Below are 15,492 nucleotides of genomic sequence, written 5' to 3'. Positions count from 1 at the left end.
CTGCGGTGATGGGTGCTGGTTCCTGGGGGACCGCGTTGGGCAAGGTGCTTGCCGACGCCGGACACGATGTGCGGTTGTGGGCACGCCGATCCGAACTAGCCGATGAGATCAATGCGACGCACCGGAACTCGGTGTACCTCAGCGATGTGGATCTGCCCGCTTCGATAGTCGCCACGGGAGTGGCCGAAGAAGCCCTGCAGGGCGCCGACTTGGTGCTGTTGGCGGTGCCGTCGCAGTCTCTGCGCGCCAACCTGACCCCCTGGGCCGACCTCATCGAACCCGGGTCCTCGGTGGTGAGCCTGGCCAAGGGCATCGAGGTCGGCACGCTCATGCGGATGAGTCAGGTCGTCACTCAGGTGCTGGGCACCGATCCCAGCCGGGTTGCGGTGCTGACCGGCCCGAATCTGGCCAGTGAGATCGCGGCGGGCCAGCCCGCGGCCACCGTCATCGGGTGCACCGACTCGACCAGGGCCGTCGCCCTGCAGCGCGCCTTCTCCACGCGTTACTTCCGCCCGTACACAAACGCAGACGTCGTCGGCTGCGAGGTGGGGGGCGCGTGCAAGAACGTGATCGCCCTGAGCTGCGGCATGGCCGCCGGAGTCGGGTTGGGGGAGAACACGATAGCCACCATCATCACGCGCGGGCTGGCCGAGATCACCCGGCTGGGGCTGGCGCTGGGCGCCAGCCACACCACGCTTGCGGGTCTGGCGGGGGTCGGCGACCTGGTGGCCACCTGCACCTCGACGCACTCGCGAAACCGGACCTTCGGCATGCGGCTGGGCAGCGGTGAGACGCTGCAGGAGGCACGTAACGCCGCCGGCGGTAGGGTCGCGGAGGGAGTCACCTCCTGTGAGTCCATCCTGGCGTTGGCATCGAGCTATGACGTCGAGATGCCGCTCACCGAAGCTGTTCATGGCGTCTGTCATCGCGGACTGAGCGTCACCGATGCCGTCGCGCAGTTGTTAGGGCGCAGTACCAAACCGGAGTAAGCACATGCCAGAGCCAGGGATATCGACCCGGGCCGTTGTGGCCGCCACCGCCGAACCTGTTGCCGGGCAGCCTTTTCTTGCGGGGCCGGTATTCGCCTCTGCCTACCATCTGCCGGTGCCCGAGGACGACTCTCTGGACACATACGGGCGCGCATCCAATCCCAGTTGGAGACAGTGGGAATCGGGTCTGGCGGCGCTGGAGCGCGCCGATAGCGCGCTGGTGTTCGGCTCGGGTATGGGTGCGATCGCCTCGACGTTACGTGCGCTGGTCCGCCCCGGACAGACGCTGGTGGTTCCGGAGGACGGTTACTATCAGACGCGGCGCTATGCCACGGAAAACCTTGCAGCGCTGGGTATTAATGTGATCGCTGCCAAGTCAGATGAGATCGTGGCCGCCGCCGCGCAGGCCGATGTGGTGGTGGCGGAGACTCCCTCCAATCCGCGCCTGGATGTGGTGGACCTGACTCTGCTGGCCCGTGAGACGCACGCCCGCGGTGGCGTGCTGGTGGTGGACAACACCACGGCCACCCCGATGGGTCAGCTTCCGCTGGAGTTGGGCGCCGACCTGGTGGTCGCGAGCGCGACGAAGGCGCTTTCCGGTCACAGTGACCTGATCGCCGGGTACGTCGCGGGGTCGCGCGAGGATCTGCTGTCGGCCGTCTTACAGGAACGATCGCGCGCCGGGGCGATCCTCGGTCCGTTCGAGGCCTGGTTGGGGGCGCGCAGCCTCGCCACCGCCGGGCTGCGATTCGAACGTCAGTGCCAGAACGCGCTCGCACTCGCGACGATGCTGGGTGAACACCCCAGTGTGGTGTCGGTGCGATACCCCGGGCTTGCGGGCGATCCCTCCCATCCCGTGGCGTCCGCCCAGATGAGCAGGTTCGGTTCCCTCGTATCGATCGAACTGGCCAGTGCCGACGCCGTGCATGCGCTGGTGCGTGCCAGCGAGCTATTGGCCGCTTCGACGAGTTTTGGTGGCGTGCACACCTCGGTGGATCGCCGGGCGCGCTGGGGTGACGCGGTTCCGGAAGGATTCGCGCGGATCTCCCTGGGTATCGAGGACACCGACGATCTGCTGGCCGACATTGAGACCGCGCTCGCAGCCGGTACGGTCTGACACTGTGAACGACTCCCGGATCAAGGTCGCGCTCGTGTTCGGCGGACGTAGTAGTGAGCACGCGATTTCCTGCGTGTCCGCCGGCAGCGTTCTGCGCAACCTTGACCAGGATGCGTACGAGGTGGTGGCGGTCGGTGTCACCCCCGAAGGTGGCTGGGTGCTGACCGATGGCGACCCGGCGCAGCTGGCGATCAGCGACCGCACGCTGCCGCAGGTCACCGATGCCTCCGGTACCGAGCTGTTACTCGCCACCGATCCGCGTCGCGCGGGCCAATTGGTCAACGTTGATTCGAGCGCCGCAGGACAGGTGCTGGCCTCCGTGGACGTGGTGTTCCCGGTGCTACATGGGCCCTACGGCGAGGACGGCACCATTCAGGGTCTGCTGGAGCTGGCCGGAGTGCCCTATGTGGGCGCGGGCGTGCTGGCGAGCGCGGCCGGTATGGACAAGGAATTCACCAAGAAACTGCTGGCCGCTGAGGGGCTGCCGGTCGGCAAGTACGTCGTGATCCGTCCGCGTGATGCCACGCTGACCGCGGAGCAGCGCGAGGATCTGGGACTGCCGGTGTTCGTCAAGCCTGCCCGGGCGGGCTCGTCATTCGGTGTCTCGCGCGTCACCGCGTGGGAGGAACTGCCTGCCGCGATTGCCCATGCGCGCCAGTTCGACCCCAAGGTGATCGTCGAGGCCGCCATCGTCGGACGCGAACTCGAGTGCGGTGTGCTGGAGTTCCCCGACGGTGATATCCGTGGCAGCGTGCTCGGTGAGATTCGGGTCGAGGGTGTACGTGGTCGCGAAGACGGGTTCTACGACTTCGAGACCAAGTATCTCGATGACACGGCCGAATTGGACGTGCCCGCCAAGGTTGACGACGAGGTGAGCGATCAGATCCGCGAGCTCGCGGTGGCGGCGTTCCGGGCGATCGATTGTCAGGGTCTGGCCCGGGTGGACTTCTTCCTCACCGAAGACGGCCCGCTGATCAACGAGATCAACACCATGCCCGGATTCACCACGATTTCGATGTACCCGCGGATGTGGGCGGCCACCGGTGTGGACTATCCGGCGCTGCTGGATGCGATGGTGCGCACCGCGCTGGCGCGGGGTACTGGCCTGCGCTGATTCAGCGGGGTAGTGGCAGCGGATCGGGTTTGACGGCCGGCAGCGCCTTGCCGATGGCGTCGGACATCTCGACCAACGGTTCGGTACCTGAACCATCGGGCATGGTCACGGCGATGTAGACGCCGCGATCCACGGCAAACCAGGTGGTGATGCCCACCGCGGCATCGGTGACCCGAAACCATTGCACCCCGTTGATCTGCTCGACCGAGGTGCCGACGGCGAACTCGGCCGGTCGGTCCACACCGCAGCGTGCGACCACCGAATCTTGGCCCCGGCGCCACGCGGCCGCCGCGGGCGGTTTGGGCTCGACGATCTGCGCCCGCTTCCAGTCGCCCGCCATGTTGTCCGGATAGGCCTTGGTCATATCCACACACAGGGGCGAATTAGCCTGAGGTGCAGGGATATTGGTGATGGCCATGGGTTTCTTATCGTCCTGGAACTGCGCGAATTTCAGGACGCCGAAGAGAACGGCCAACGCTGCGACCGCGCCGAAAATGGCGATACCGATGAGGAGCTTGCGGGGCGGGCCGTCTTCGGATTGCACGGGCCTACACTAACCGAGTGCCAAATCTGGGCGATACCGGCGAGTTCGGCGTGATCAGCCGGCTCACAGCGGGTCGTGTGCCCGGTGTAGACGTCCAGCTCGGCCCGGGCGACGACGCCGCAGTGGTCCGCGCGCCGGACAGCAGAGTTCTGGTATCAACGGATATGTTGGTGCAGGACAGACATTTTCGCCTCGACTGGTCATCGGCATCGGATATCGGCCGAAAAGCGGTGGCGCAGAACGCTGCAGATATCGAGGCCATGGGGGGACGGGTCACGGCCTTTGTGGTCGCGGTGGGTGCGCCCGCCGAAACCGACATCGCGTTCCTCGACCAGCTCAACGACGGAATCTGGGCCGAAGCGGCGCGGGTGCAAGCATCGGTCGCGGGCGGAGATCTGGTGGCTTCGCGCGAGCTGGTGGTCTCGGTGACCGCGCTCGGCGACCTGCAGGGGCGTGCCCCGGTGACCCGTGGCGGGGCCACCGTGGGAGAAACGGTTGCCCTCTGCGGCGCGCTGGGCACGTCGGCGGCAGGACTCCGCCTGTGGCAGGACGGTATTGACGAGTTCCCGCAGCTCCGCGCGGTCCACCTGGTGCCGTCACCACCGTATGGGCAGGGTGCGGTGGCCGCGCGAGCCGGAGCGACGGCCATGACGGATGTCTCAGACGGTCTGTTGGCCGATCTGGGACATATCGCGGAGTCCAGCGCGGTCCGCGTCGACCTGAGCTCGTCGAACATGGAGCCGTATTTGGTGCCGCTGGCGGGCGCCGCGGGGCTACTCGGTGCCGACCCATGGGAGTGGATCTTCACCGGCGGCGAGGAGCATGCCCTGGTCGCGACCTTTCCCGATGAGGTCCCCGCGGGCTGGATACCTATCGGCCAGGTGACGGCGGGGCAAACGGGTGTGACGGTTGACGGCGCACCCTGGACTCGGGCGACCGGGTGGGATTCTTTTCGGCTAAGTTGACTCTCCGTGACCGCCCGACCTCTCACCGAGCTGGTTGACCCCGGCTGGGCCGATGCACTGGGACCCGTTGCCGATCAGGTGACCAAGATGGGGGAGTTCCTGCGCGACGAGAACTCCTCGGGCCGCGGATATCTCCCCGCCGGGGCAAACGTGCTGCGCGCGTTCACCTATCCGTTGGCCGATGTCCGGGTACTCATCGTCGGACAGGACCCCTACCCGACGCCCGGGCATGCGATGGGTCTGAGTTTCTCGGTGGCCGCCGACGTGCGACCGGTGCCGCGCAGCCTGGCCAACATCTTCGATGAGTACCAGAGCGATCTCGGTCTGCCCAAGCCCGCCAACGGCGACCTGACGCCATGGTCACAGCAGGGGGTGATGCTGCTGAACAGAGTGCTGACGGTGCAGCCGAGCACCCCAGCCTCCCATCGCGGCAAGGGCTGGGAGACGGTGACCGAATGTGCGATCAGGGCGCTGGTCGCGCGGAACACGCCGTTGGTCGCCATTCTGTGGGGGCGTGACGCGGCGACACTCAAGCCGATGCTGGGCGCGAGTGTGCCCACCATCGAATCGGTGCATCCCTCACCGCTGTCTGCCTCGCGCGGATTCTTCGGCTCCAAACCGTTCAGCCGGGCCAACGAGCTGCTCGCCGGATTGGGTGCCCAACCGATCGATTGGCGGCTGCCGTAATGCGTTGGTCTACAGGTGCATTGACCGCCGTGGGTGGCCTGACAGCGGTCCTGGCGACCGGCGGAACCGCGCTGCGTACTCCGGCGGTGGTCGACCGGCTCAATGCCTGGGCGGTGCGCCACCTCACCGACGAGCAACGGGCGGACCCGTACTCGGCGATCCTGCCGACACCGATCGACGGTGACGACTTCTACAGCGACCCGGGCGATCTGAGCCTGCTGGCACCCGGCGAGGTCATTCGCGCCGATAGGGTCTCGCCCCGGCTTCCGTTGCGCAAGGCCACCATGCAGCGGATCATGGTGCGCTCCACCGATACCGCGGGTAATGCCGTCCCCGTGACCGCGGCATTGATCGAGCCGGACCGCCCGTGGCATGGTCCCGGTTCACGTCCGGTGGTGGTACGCAACCAGGCGATCAACTCCCTGGGGCTCAAGTTCACGCCGTCGTATCGTTTGGCGCACCTTTGGTATCGGGACAATCCGCCGATGTTCCCCTTCCTGTCCGCGCAGAACTACGCCGTGCTGTTTCCGGATCATGAAGGCCCTCGGATGTCGTATGCGGCCGGGAAGATGGCGGGGCACGCGGTACTGGACTCGGTACGCGGAATGCTCTCGGAACGGCCCGATCTCGCCGATTCGCCGATCGTGATGCACGGATACAGCGGCGGGGCCATCGCCACAGTGTGGGCCGCACAGCTGCAGCCGTCCTATGCACCCGAGCTGCGCATCGCGGCCGCGGCGGCGGGAGGGACCCCCACCGATTACGCGCTGTTGCACGGCAGCATGAATCGAGGCGTCGGCGCGGGGCTCTTCGCGGCCGCCACCATTGGCCAGGCTCGTGAATTCCCGGAATTGGCGACCATTTTCGGGGATTTCGCGCTCTACTGTGCGATCCGGGCCAAGAATTTGCCGCAGCCACCGCTGGCCGCTGCGGGTCTGTTTCGATTCGACCTGGACCTGCTCTCGGCGATCGAGGCACCGTTCGAATCGGAGCTGGGGCAACACGTTATCCGCGCCAACCGGCCCGGTGACCTGACCCCGACGATGCCGGTGCTGCTGTATCACGGCTCGCGCAGTAAGGCGGTCGGCGATCTGTTCATCCCCGAAGAGGGAGCTCTGGCGCTGCGCGATACCTGGCGCGCCAACGGTGCCGACGTGGACTACTGGGCTCTGCCCGGTGAGCACATCACCGCGGACATGCTTGCGATCCCGTGGGTTGTGAACTGGATTCGTAAGAAACTGCAGGGCTGAGAACGCGGCTCGCCGAGCGCATACCTGGTGTATGCGATCGGAGAGAAACCCATGCGCCTGGTATGCGCTCGGGGTGATGGGCTCGCTAGGTCAGGGCCAGACGGGCTTGCGCTTGCCCACGAAGGCGTTGACACCCTCGATACCCGTCGGACTAACCGAGGCCTCGGCGATGCTGGCCTGCTCCAGGTCCAGCTGTGCGTCCAGGGTGTTGTTCGCGCTCAGGCGCAGAAGACGACGGATGCGGTTCTGTGCCTCACGCGGACCGGCTGCCAGCCTCTCGGCGGCGGCCACGGCAGTGTCCTGCACGTCGTCGTCGGCGACGACGCGGCTCAGCAGCCCGATGGAGAGTGCCTCGGTCGCCTCGACAACGCGATCGGTCAGCAGAATGTCGGCGGCGCGGGCCTTGCCGACGACGCGGGGCAGCGCCCAGGACATGCCACCGTCAGAGGAGTATCCGATGCCCGGGTACGCGGCACGCAGCTTGGTCGACTCGCCACCGATGGCGATATCGGCCAGCAGCACCAGGCTCAGCCCGCCACCGGCAGCCCACCCGTGCACGGAGGCCACCACCGGACGATCGGCGGCGTCTACCGCGCGCACGAAGGCATGCAGCCGACCGGCGAGATCGTTGAGCTTGGCCGCCCGGTCTTCGGCACCGGCGAAATCGCGCACGTTACCGCCGGCACAGAAATTGGGTCCGCTACTGGTCAGCAGGATGGCGCCGACCTCGGCGGGCAGATTCTGCAAGACCGGAACCGCAGCGTCTACTCCCGCGAAGTCCAGAGAGGTACCAGCCGCCGCAGTGGCGATGGTGATGTGCAGAACGCCGTTGTGAACGGCGACGTAATCAGACGACACGGCAGGTTCCGGACGCGATCAGGCGCCGCGGACGACCTTGCCGGCCTTGATGCAGGAGGTGCAGGCGTTGACGCGCTGCTTGTTGCCACCGGGGGAGGTGACGGCGTGAACCGTCTGGATGTTCGGGTTCCAGCGACGGTTGGTACGCCGGTGCGAGTGCGAAACCGACTTGCCGAAGCCGGGTCCCTTGCCGCACACGTCGCAGACGGCAGCCATAGTGAAACTCCTCAAACTCGCGATTCCGGCCAACGACCTGTTCAGTCAGGGTGGCCCACAACCCTGCAAGAATAGCTTGACCGGCCCGTGAACACCAAAATGGCCGTAGATGAGCTCTTCGGGGGAAGACCGTCAGACACTGTCAGCATCGGTAGATAGGCTTTCTCACATGCAGCTCTCGGTATTGGACAGCGCTGCGCTGCTCAATTGGGCGCGCGCCTCCGTCGAGGGGTTGATCACCCGCAGTGACGAGATCAACCGGCTGAATGTGTTTCCGGTCGCCGATGCGGACACCGGCACGAACATGCTGTTCACCATGCGTTCGGCGGTGAACGCCGCCGAGGCGCTGGGGGATGGCGCCACGGTGGCACAGGTTGCCGCGGCGCTGGCCCGGGGCGCAGTCCACGGTGCCCGCGGCAACTCAGGGGTCATCCTGTCGCAGATTGTGCGGGGGATCGCCGATGCCGCCGCCGATCAGGACGCCATCGGCGCCGAGGTGGTGCGCCGGGCGCTGCGGCAGGCCTCGCAGTTCGTGATCGCCTCGATGAGCACTCCCGTCGAGGGCACCATCGTGTCGGTCCTGGCCGCCGCCGCCGAGGCCGCGGACCGCGTCGCCGATGGCACGCCTACTACTGATGATCTCGTCGGCCTTGTCAGCACCGCCGCCGACGCCGCGGTGGCGGCCCTGGAGAAGACGCCCAAGCAGCTCGACATCCTCGCCGATAACGGTGTGGTCGATGCCGGCGCTCGCGGTCTTGTCGTCATTCTCGACGCCCTGGTGTTGGTGGTGGCCGGAGAACTGCCCACTCGCCGCGAGTACAGCCCATCACCACCGAAGAACGCGGCTTCACAGGTGTGGGTGGCCGGGCCCGGCCGTGGCTCGGGCGGACTGAACCTGGATCCTCCACGTGAACTGCCGCCCGAGTTCGAGGTGATGTACCTGCTATCCGGCTGTGATGAGCTGCAGATCGCAGACCTGCGAACGCAGCTCGACGGGATGGGCGATTCCATCGCCATCGCCGGAGACGGCGACATGGGGTATTCGGTGCACGCGCACGTGAATGACGCGGGGGCCGCCATCGAGGCCGGGATGAAATTCGGTACTCCGCAATCGATCCAGATCTCATCGCTGCGCGGTGATGTGGGCGGGGGACACCACGATGGACGGCACCGGCATCGCCGGGTACTGGCGCTGGCCGAGGGCGACGGCGCGGCCACACTCTTCTCCAGTGAGGGTGCGCAGGTCCTGCGCGTCGACGAACCTCCGGCGAGTGCCAAACGTCTCCTCGACGCGGTAGTCGACAGTGGCGCGCATCAGATCATGGTGCTGCCCAACGGATTGATGGCCGCCGAGGAATTGGTGGCGGTCTGTGCCGCGGCCCGTGGATGGGGGATCACGGTCATCCCGTTGCCCTCGGCGTCCATGGCGCAGGGGTTGGCGGCGTTGGCGGTGCACGATCCTGAGCGGATGGCCGTCGATGACAGCTACACCATGGCGCGTGCGGCCGGGGCCACCCGATTCGGGCTGGTGCGGGTGGCCACCGAGCGTGCTCTCACCTGGTCGGGAACCTGCGAGCCGGGAGATGCGATGGGCATCATCGGCGATGAGGTACTGGTCCTGAACCATGAAGTTGCCAATGCCACAAAGGCTTTGGTGAGCATCATGTTGTCCTCTGGTGGAGAGTTGGTGACGATCCTGCTGTCGGACCAGGTGGATGAGTCTCTTGCCGAGGCGCTGATCGAGCACACCCGATCGCACCATGGCGGTGTCGAGGTGATGATCTACCGCACCGGGCAACACACCGATGTCGTTCACATCGGCGTGGAGTGACAGGGTATAGATGGCGCAACTTTCCGATCGTCTCGATCATGTATTGGGACACAAGGCATCCGATGTTCTCGACGCCGAATTCGGCCTGCTGACTGTCGAGGATCTACTCCATCACTACCCGCGCCGGTACAGCACCGACTTCAGCCTGCGCGACGAGCAGGACGGCGAGCGGGCCAAACCCGGTGAGCACACCACGTTGGTGGGGTTCATCACCTCGGCAGAGCTGAAGAGCATGCGCAACCGCAAGGGGCAGTTTCTCTCGGTCATGCTGGGGAGCGCCCCACATGCCGTGCAGGCCACCTTTTTCCATCCGCACAAGGTGAAACGCGATCTTGAGGTGGGCAACCGGGTGATGCTTTCCGGAGCGGTCGGGGAGTTCCGGGGTAAACCCCAGCTGACTCATCCCGACTACCTGGTGCTGGAAACCGCGCTCGGTGAGAGCACCACCACGACGCGGGGGAGTACGGCGCTACGCGGTATTGCCGGAAACGCGCGGGATGCGTCCACTGCCATTTCGGCATTCCAGCGCAACGTGTTTCCCATCTATCCCGCAACCAAGAATCTGGAAAGCTGGGACATCTACCGCTGTATCGACCAGGTGCTGGCGCAGCTCGACCCGGTGCCCGAGGCGCTGCCCGAGGCAGTTCTGGCAGAGCACAACCTGATGTCCCTCGACGAAGCCTTGCGCAAGATTCACATGTCGGAGGACGCCACCGAACAGAAGCAGGCGCGCAGGCGTCTGGCATTCGATGAAGCGCTGGGTCTGCAGCTGGCGCTGGCCATCCGGCGCGGCAGTGATGTCGGGTCGGCGGGTCCGCCGATGCCGCCCGCCGACGGCAAGCTGCGTGATGACCTACTGAGCCAATTGCCTTTCGAGCTCACCGAGGGGCAACAGCAGGTTGTCGCCGAGATCGGTGCCGATCTTGCCGGGGTCAAGCCGATGAACCGGCTGCTGCAGGGTGAGGTGGGCTCGGGTAAGACGGTCGTCGCGCTGCTCGCGATGATGCAGGCGATCGACGCCGGGTACCAGTGCGCGCTCTTGGCGCCCACCGAGGTGCTCGCGGTTCAGCACGCCCGATCGCTGCGTGCGATGCTCGGATCGTTGGCCACCGCAGGCGAGTTGGGGGCTCCTGACGACGCGACCAGCATCGCGCTGTTGACCGGCTCGATGTCACCGGCGCTCAAGAAGCAGATCAAGGCCGACGTGGCGACCGGACTGGCCGGCATCGTCATCGGAACCCACGCGTTGTTGCAGGACTCGGTGGATTTCCACAATCTGGGGCTGGTGGTCGTCGACGAGCAGCACCGGTTTGGTGTTGAGCAGCGGGATCGATTGCGGGCCAAGGCTCCCGAGGGCATTGTGCCGCATCTGCTGGTGATGACAGCCACTCCGATTCCGCGCACGGTGGCGCTTACCGTGTTCGGCGATCTGGAGACTTCGACACTGCGTGAGTTGCCGCGCGGGCGCCAGCCCATCACCACCACCGCGGTGTTCACCCGCGAGAAGCCGGGCTGGCTGGCGCGCGGCTGGGAACGGATCGCCGAGGAAGTGGCTGCCGGGCGGCAGGCCTACGTGGTGGCCTCCCGGATCGATGCCGATGACAAGGACAGTGGTCCCGACGAGGCCGAGGAGAAACGCCCACCGCCCGTCCCCGTCACGGAGTTGTACGAGACCATTCGTGGCTCGCTGCTTCCGGGGCTGCGCATCGGGCTGCTGCACGGTCGGCTCCCGTCTGAGCAGAAGGACGCCGTCATGACGGCATTCAACGCGGGTGAGATCGATGTTCTGGTCTGTACCACCGTGATCGAGGTCGGTGTGGACGTCCCCAATGCCACCGTGATGCTGATCATGGATGCGGATCGGTTCGGTATCAGCCAGCTGCACCAGTTGCGCGGCCGTGTGGGGCGCGGCGGCAACAAGGGCCTGTGCCTGTTGGTAAGCCCTTGCAGCCCAGCAGGTTCGGCAGGACGGCGGCTACGCGCGGTACAGGACACTCTCGATGGATTCACCCTGGCCGAACTCGACCTGGAGGAGCGCCGCGAGGGCGATGTGCTGGGGCGTGACCAGTCTGGCCGCGCGGTGAATCTGCGGTTGCTTTCGCTGATGGATCATCGCGACATGATCGAGACCGCCCGGGATATGGCCGTGCGGGCGTGCGCCGAGGATCCCGAACTGACGAGCCGACCGGCGCTGGCGGGTATGGCGCGGCGCTTCCTGATCGCCGACCAGATCGAGTACCTGGACAAGTCGTGAGGAATCGCACCATTCTCGTCGTCGCCATCGCGGCGGCGATCGCAGTGGTGGTGGCGTATCAGGTATCAGCCCGGTATCGGCTGCAGCGCGCCAATGCTGTTGCCGGGCAATCGAATATTCCGACTCTGGCTCCGGGCGTCGATCCACTGGCCGGGGTGATAGTGGTGCCCAAGAGGGTGCGCGGCAAGGACTATCAGCGTGTTGAGTTCGGCGACGCGTGGTCCGATGACACCGATGCCCCGGGCGGTCACAACGGCTGCGACACGCGCAACGACATCCTGAATCGCGATCTGGCGGACAAGAGCTTCGTGTACACCAGCAGATGCCCCAATGCAGTCGGTGCCGGAATGCTGCACGATCCCTATACGGGAGCGATGGTGGGTTTCGCCCGTGGCCCGAAGAGCGGAGAAGCCGTCCAGATCGATCACATTGTTCCCTTGGCGTACGCATGGGACATGGGTGCACGTGAGTGGCAACCCTCCATGCGTTGGCGTTTTGCCAATGACCCGGCCAATCTCATCGCCGTGCAGGGCCAGGCGAACAAGGACAAGGGAGATCAGCCGCCCGCGACCTGGATGCCGCCAAACAAAGCATTCTGGTGCCGGTACTCTATGCAATTCGCGGAAGTGGTTCGGGGATACCATCTTTCGATCGATGAGCGTTCGGCCAAGGCCATCCGTGAGGCGGTGCAGACCTGTCCACAACCGTTGAATCTGTGGTAGACAGGGACTGAAGCCCGAACAGGTGGTGGTCGTTAATGAAGAGAGTTCGGTGGGGCTGGTTACTTGCCGTTGTGGTCATGTGCGCCCTGATTGGTTCGCCCGTCGGTATGCCGTCCGCGGCAGCTGCTGCGTGTCCCGACGTCGAGATCGTGTTCGCACGAGGCACTTTTGAGCCGCCGGGTGTCGGTGGGACCGGCGAAGCGTTCGTGTCCGCGCTGCGCGCACGGACTAAGGGCAAGTCGGTGGAGGTCTATCCCGTCGAGTACCCGGCGTCCCTGGCCTTTGCGACTGCGGCCGACGGTGTGATCGACGCCAGCAACCGGGTCAAAGATGTTGCCGCGCGGTGCCCCAACACCAAGATCGTGATGGGCGGATTCTCGCAGGGTGCAGCGGTTGTCGCCTACACCACGGCCGACGCGGTGCCCCCGGGGTTCGAATTGCCGGAGGGGATCACCGGGCCGATGCCGCCCGAGGTCGCCGACCACGTCGCGGCGGTAGCGCTGTTTGGTAAGCCCTCCACGGGATTCCTGCAGCGCATCGACAACACGGCTCCGCCGATCAACATCGGGCACCTGTACGCGGACAAAACGGTCGACATGTGCGTCCCCGAGGACCCGATCTGCTCCGCGGATGGCAGCGACAACGCCGCCCACGGTTCGTACGGAGACAACGGGATGACCAACCAGGCTGCCGACTTCGCAGCCCGGCAGATCGCCTCGACGGCGGAGTCGGCTAGCGCTTCTCGATGAGTTCGATCGTCGCCTCGATCACGGCGATATCGGATGCCCCCGGCACCAGGATGAATTCGTCGAGTCAGTGACACTGCGGCTCTGTTGCAGCTCGGTCGTGGTCCGATCCAGCGTCAGCGCGCCAAGCCAACTCTGTCGAATATGAGACGATCATGTCGCATATGCGATAACGCTAGTCGCGGAGCAATCGGGAGGGTCAATGGCTGTGAGTCGTGACAGCTTGTTACACGCGGCGGCTGTCTTCTTGGGGAGGCAGCCCGCGGCGACTATGGATGAGATCGCGGCGGCAGTGGGGGTGAGCCGCGCGACTCTTCATCGACATTTTGCAGGACGATCCGCATTGATAGAAGCACTGACCATGCTGGCGATGACCAATATGGAGTCGGCGTTGACCGAAGCGCGTCTGACCGAGGATTCAGCGACCGATGCCCTGGAGCGGCTGGTCCGGGCCTGTGAGCCGATAGCAGACCAACTGGTTCTCGTATATGCCCAGTATCAGAATCTTGACCTTCCTCAGACTCTGGAAGGCTTTTCAGGTGTTGAAGGTCAGATCACTGCGTTGTTTGTGCGGGGGCAAAAGAGCGGCCAGTTCCGCACCGATTTGACGGCGGTGTGGCTTACCGAAGTCTTCTTCAGCTTGGTTGCCGGGGCGGCCTGGGCCATTCAGAGTGGAAGGGTCGCTCGCCGCGACTTCTCCCACATGATTACCAGTTTGATTCTGAGGGGCGTGAACACTCCATGAGGCTTCAGTAACCGCCCGCATAGTCTCAGGCCTGTTTAGCGTCTTGGGCAGGTTTGTGGCGCTGGCGGACCGCTATGGGCTGCTAGGAACCGTTGTTGTTCACAGAAGGAATCGTAGAGGGGCTGAATGTGGCCCTGCCCGGGTAAGATGAGTTCGTCGATTTCTGACCCTTTTCGGCGGAGACTATCGATAAGTTTTAGTGTGCCAGCAGTGGGGACGATAGTGTCGGCATCTCCGGTAATGATCAACACGGGACCATTAGTAGGCCCGTTGTCTGGATTTCCGTATATTCCCAGGCGTTTGCTTAACTCTGCAATTGTTCGAGAATCATGAAGAAATATGTCTGCTCCAGGCAGATTTCTTGTGTTATTCAGTAGGTCTGCTAGGCACGTGCTGTTTCGCACTTTGTCCACGATTTGCTGTCCTTGCGGCGATAGGATCTGTTCCAGATGTATGTTTTGATCAGCAGCGGCAGCGCCGATCAAAACAAAGAGATCCAAAGCTGGAGCGAAGGGATCAGTGTCAGTTCCATCGATCACCGCCTGAAGCGCACTCTCAGCCGAGTTGCCTGGACCGATGGCGATCACGGCCTTAAGGCCGTGAGGCAGCTGGCCCTCGACGCCGGCACGTGTGGCAGACAGTGCAGCGGCCCCACCCTGCGAGTGTCCGATAACGAACCAATTCTCAGATAAGTGGGGGTAGATTTGCCGGGCGGCCGGGACAACATCGGCCACGGCATTACCCTGGTCAATGGAGCCCATGTACGTATGGTCGCCGGGGGTGCCTAAACCAATGTAGTCGGTAGCCGCAACCGCGTAGCCCGCATGCAGTAGTGACTTCACGTACTCCCCGTTAAATTCGCCACCCATTGTGGGGGAATGGGAGGGGGCGCAGCGGTCTGCAATACCCACTGTTCCGTGCGCCCAGGAAATCAGCGGCCAGCCTCCGGCGGGTACGTCTCCCTGCGGTATCAGCAAGACTCCACTTACAACAACGTCCTGCCCTCGCGAGTTCACTGAGCGATAGAGAAGGGTTACCCGGTCCGACGCCCCTAGGCCCATATCAGCTCCCTGGCTGGCTGAGGCAATTAGATCGCCGCGATTGCCGTCGGGCAGATGGGACGGTACGTCGTAAGTGCCCTGAGAATCCGTACTCACCTGAAAATTCATCCGTACCCGGTCGGGTGGCAATTGAGGTGAGGAACACCCGACTAAAGCTCCGGCCACGATCATCACTCCGGCAATAGCGCCCCATTTCCGGTCAATGTTCCTGGACACCACAGCTACTCCTTAAGTGGGCGCAATCCACCCGTTCTGCGTCAAAGTCGACTCAAATGATACATAAATGTCTCATGGATGGCGGGTCTTTGTCGGGCTGCAACCGCCGACAAGAAGCCATTTCCTCGCGAACAAGTTCCTCGGTCGGCATCTGAATCACGCGCTCTCCGGGGAACT

At 64.6% G+C, this 15,492-nt stretch carries 15 protein-coding genes; 11 read left to right on the top strand and 4 right to left on the bottom strand.

Annotated features, from left to right (window positions below; all coding sequences use genetic code 11):
* Window positions 1-8 precede the first annotated feature (8 nt).
* From AOT83_RS24245 to AOT83_RS24235, 3 genes are read left to right on the top strand one after another with little or no spacing between them, the layout of a single operon-like run.
* Complete coding sequence (locus AOT83_RS24245; RefSeq protein WP_030094091.1) at window positions 9-989, top strand: NAD(P)H-dependent glycerol-3-phosphate dehydrogenase; 981 nt, start codon at window positions 9-11, stop codon at window positions 987-989.
* Between the two features lie 4 nt (window positions 990-993).
* Window positions 994-2,106, top strand: a complete 1,113-nt coding sequence (locus AOT83_RS24240) for a cystathionine gamma-lyase (protein WP_057963697.1) — start codon at window positions 994-996, stop codon at window positions 2,104-2,106.
* Between the two features lie 4 nt (window positions 2,107-2,110).
* Complete coding sequence (locus AOT83_RS24235) at window positions 2,111-3,220, top strand: D-alanine--D-alanine ligase family protein (RefSeq protein ID WP_057963696.1); 1,110 nt, start codon at window positions 2,111-2,113, stop codon at window positions 3,218-3,220.
* A 1-nt stretch (window position 3,221) separates the two neighbouring features.
* On the opposite strand, the gene AOT83_RS24230 is transcribed toward AOT83_RS24235, so the two are convergent.
* Window positions 3,222-3,764, bottom strand: a complete 543-nt coding sequence (locus tag AOT83_RS24230; protein ID WP_057963695.1) for a DUF3515 domain-containing protein — start codon at window positions 3,762-3,764, stop codon at window positions 3,222-3,224.
* 17 nt (window positions 3,765-3,781) lie between these two features.
* Between AOT83_RS24230 and AOT83_RS24225 the strand changes: the two genes are divergently transcribed.
* From AOT83_RS24225 to AOT83_RS24215, 3 genes are read left to right on the top strand one after another with little or no spacing between them, the layout of a single operon-like run.
* Window positions 3,782-4,729, top strand: a complete 948-nt coding sequence (locus tag AOT83_RS24225) for a thiamine-phosphate kinase (RefSeq protein ID WP_057963694.1) — start codon at window positions 3,782-3,784, stop codon at window positions 4,727-4,729.
* A 6-nt stretch (window positions 4,730-4,735) separates the two neighbouring features.
* On the top strand, window positions 4,736-5,416 hold the full coding sequence (locus AOT83_RS24220; RefSeq protein ID WP_030094086.1) for a uracil-DNA glycosylase: 681 nt from the start codon (window positions 4,736-4,738) through the stop codon (window positions 5,414-5,416).
* Window positions 5,416-6,666 (top strand): lipase family protein, encoded by a 1,251-nt coding sequence (locus tag AOT83_RS24215; RefSeq protein WP_057963693.1) that lies wholly within the window; start codon window positions 5,416-5,418, stop codon window positions 6,664-6,666. Before AOT83_RS24220 ends, AOT83_RS24215 begins: the two co-directional genes overlap by 1 nt.
* Before the next feature lie 90 nt (window positions 6,667-6,756).
* Here the strand turns inward: AOT83_RS24215 and AOT83_RS24210 are convergent, their stop codons facing one another.
* Together AOT83_RS24210 and rpmB are read right to left on the bottom strand one after the other, a co-directional pair.
* Window positions 6,757-7,524: an enoyl-CoA hydratase-related protein gene (locus AOT83_RS24210; RefSeq protein ID WP_030094084.1), complete on the bottom strand. Its 768-nt coding sequence runs from the start codon at window positions 7,522-7,524 to the stop codon at window positions 6,757-6,759.
* 18 nt (window positions 7,525-7,542) lie between these two features.
* The gene (gene rpmB, locus AOT83_RS24205) at window positions 7,543-7,740 is read right to left on the bottom strand and encodes a 50S ribosomal protein L28 (protein ID WP_005056915.1); all 198 of its coding nucleotides are present in this window, start codon (window positions 7,738-7,740) and stop codon (window positions 7,543-7,545) included.
* A 169-nt stretch (window positions 7,741-7,909) separates the two neighbouring features.
* Here rpmB and AOT83_RS24200 point away from each other — a divergent pair, with 169 nt between their 5' ends.
* From AOT83_RS24200 to AOT83_RS24180, 5 genes are all read left to right on the top strand, one after another.
* The gene (locus AOT83_RS24200) at window positions 7,910-9,571 is read left to right on the top strand and encodes a DAK2 domain-containing protein (RefSeq protein ID WP_057963692.1); all 1,662 of its coding nucleotides are present in this window, start codon (window positions 7,910-7,912) and stop codon (window positions 9,569-9,571) included.
* A 10-nt stretch (window positions 9,572-9,581) separates the two neighbouring features.
* Window positions 9,582-11,825, top strand: a complete 2,244-nt coding sequence (gene recG / locus AOT83_RS24195; RefSeq protein WP_057963691.1) for an ATP-dependent DNA helicase RecG — start codon at window positions 9,582-9,584, stop codon at window positions 11,823-11,825.
* The gene (locus AOT83_RS24190; RefSeq protein WP_057963690.1) at window positions 11,822-12,547 is read left to right on the top strand and encodes an HNH endonuclease family protein; all 726 of its coding nucleotides are present in this window, start codon (window positions 11,822-11,824) and stop codon (window positions 12,545-12,547) included. The genes recG and AOT83_RS24190 overlap by 4 nt, the downstream gene beginning before the upstream one ends.
* Before the next feature lie 35 nt (window positions 12,548-12,582).
* Window positions 12,583-13,296 carry a cutinase family protein gene (locus tag AOT83_RS24185; protein WP_030094080.1) on the top strand — a complete coding sequence of 238 codons (714 nt, stop codon included), beginning with the start codon at window positions 12,583-12,585 and terminating at the stop codon, window positions 13,294-13,296.
* Window positions 13,297-13,495: 199 nt separating this feature from the next.
* Window positions 13,496-14,038, top strand: a complete 543-nt coding sequence (locus AOT83_RS24180) for a TetR/AcrR family transcriptional regulator (protein ID WP_057963689.1) — start codon at window positions 13,496-13,498, stop codon at window positions 14,036-14,038.
* Window positions 14,039-14,073: 35 nt separating this feature from the next.
* Here the strand turns inward: AOT83_RS24180 and AOT83_RS27965 are convergent, their stop codons facing one another.
* On the bottom strand, window positions 14,074-14,880 hold the full coding sequence (locus tag AOT83_RS27965) for an alpha/beta hydrolase (RefSeq protein WP_157897441.1): 807 nt from the start codon (window positions 14,878-14,880) through the stop codon (window positions 14,074-14,076).
* Window positions 14,881-15,492: the final 612 nt, after the last annotated feature.

Origin of the sequence: Mycobacteroides sp. H001 (assembly GCF_001440005.1) — a bacterium.
Taxonomy (GTDB): Bacteria; Actinomycetota; Actinomycetes; order Mycobacteriales; family Mycobacteriaceae; genus Mycobacterium; species Mycobacterium gwanakae.
The sequence above is the reverse complement of the archived record's forward strand: the minus strand, read 5'-3'. Positions and strand labels throughout refer to the sequence as shown.

Bases quoted from the DNA above. Each gene is read 5' to 3' on its own strand.
- AOT83_RS24215 (WP_057963693.1), top strand. From the start codon at position 5,416: ATGCGTTGGTCTACAGGTGCATTGACCGCCGTGGGTGGCCTGACAGCG.
- AOT83_RS24200 (WP_057963692.1), top strand. From the start codon at position 7,910: ATGCAGCTCTCGGTATTGGACAGCGCTGCGCTGCTCAATTGGGCGCGC.
- AOT83_RS24185 (WP_030094080.1), top strand. From the start codon at position 12,583: ATGAAGAGAGTTCGGTGGGGCTGGTTACTTGCCGTTGTGGTCATGTGC.
- recG (WP_057963691.1), top strand. From the start codon at position 9,582: ATGGCGCAACTTTCCGATCGTCTCGATCATGTATTGGGACACAAGGCA.
- rpmB (WP_005056915.1), bottom strand. From the start codon at position 7,740: ATGGCTGCCGTCTGCGACGTGTGCGGCAAGGGACCCGGCTTCGGCAAG.
- AOT83_RS24180 (WP_057963689.1), top strand. From the start codon at position 13,496: ATGGCTGTGAGTCGTGACAGCTTGTTACACGCGGCGGCTGTCTTCTTG.
- AOT83_RS24245 (WP_030094091.1), top strand. From the start codon at position 9: ATGGGTGCTGGTTCCTGGGGGACCGCGTTGGGCAAGGTGCTTGCCGAC.
- AOT83_RS24240 (WP_057963697.1), top strand. From the start codon at position 994: ATGCCAGAGCCAGGGATATCGACCCGGGCCGTTGTGGCCGCCACCGCC.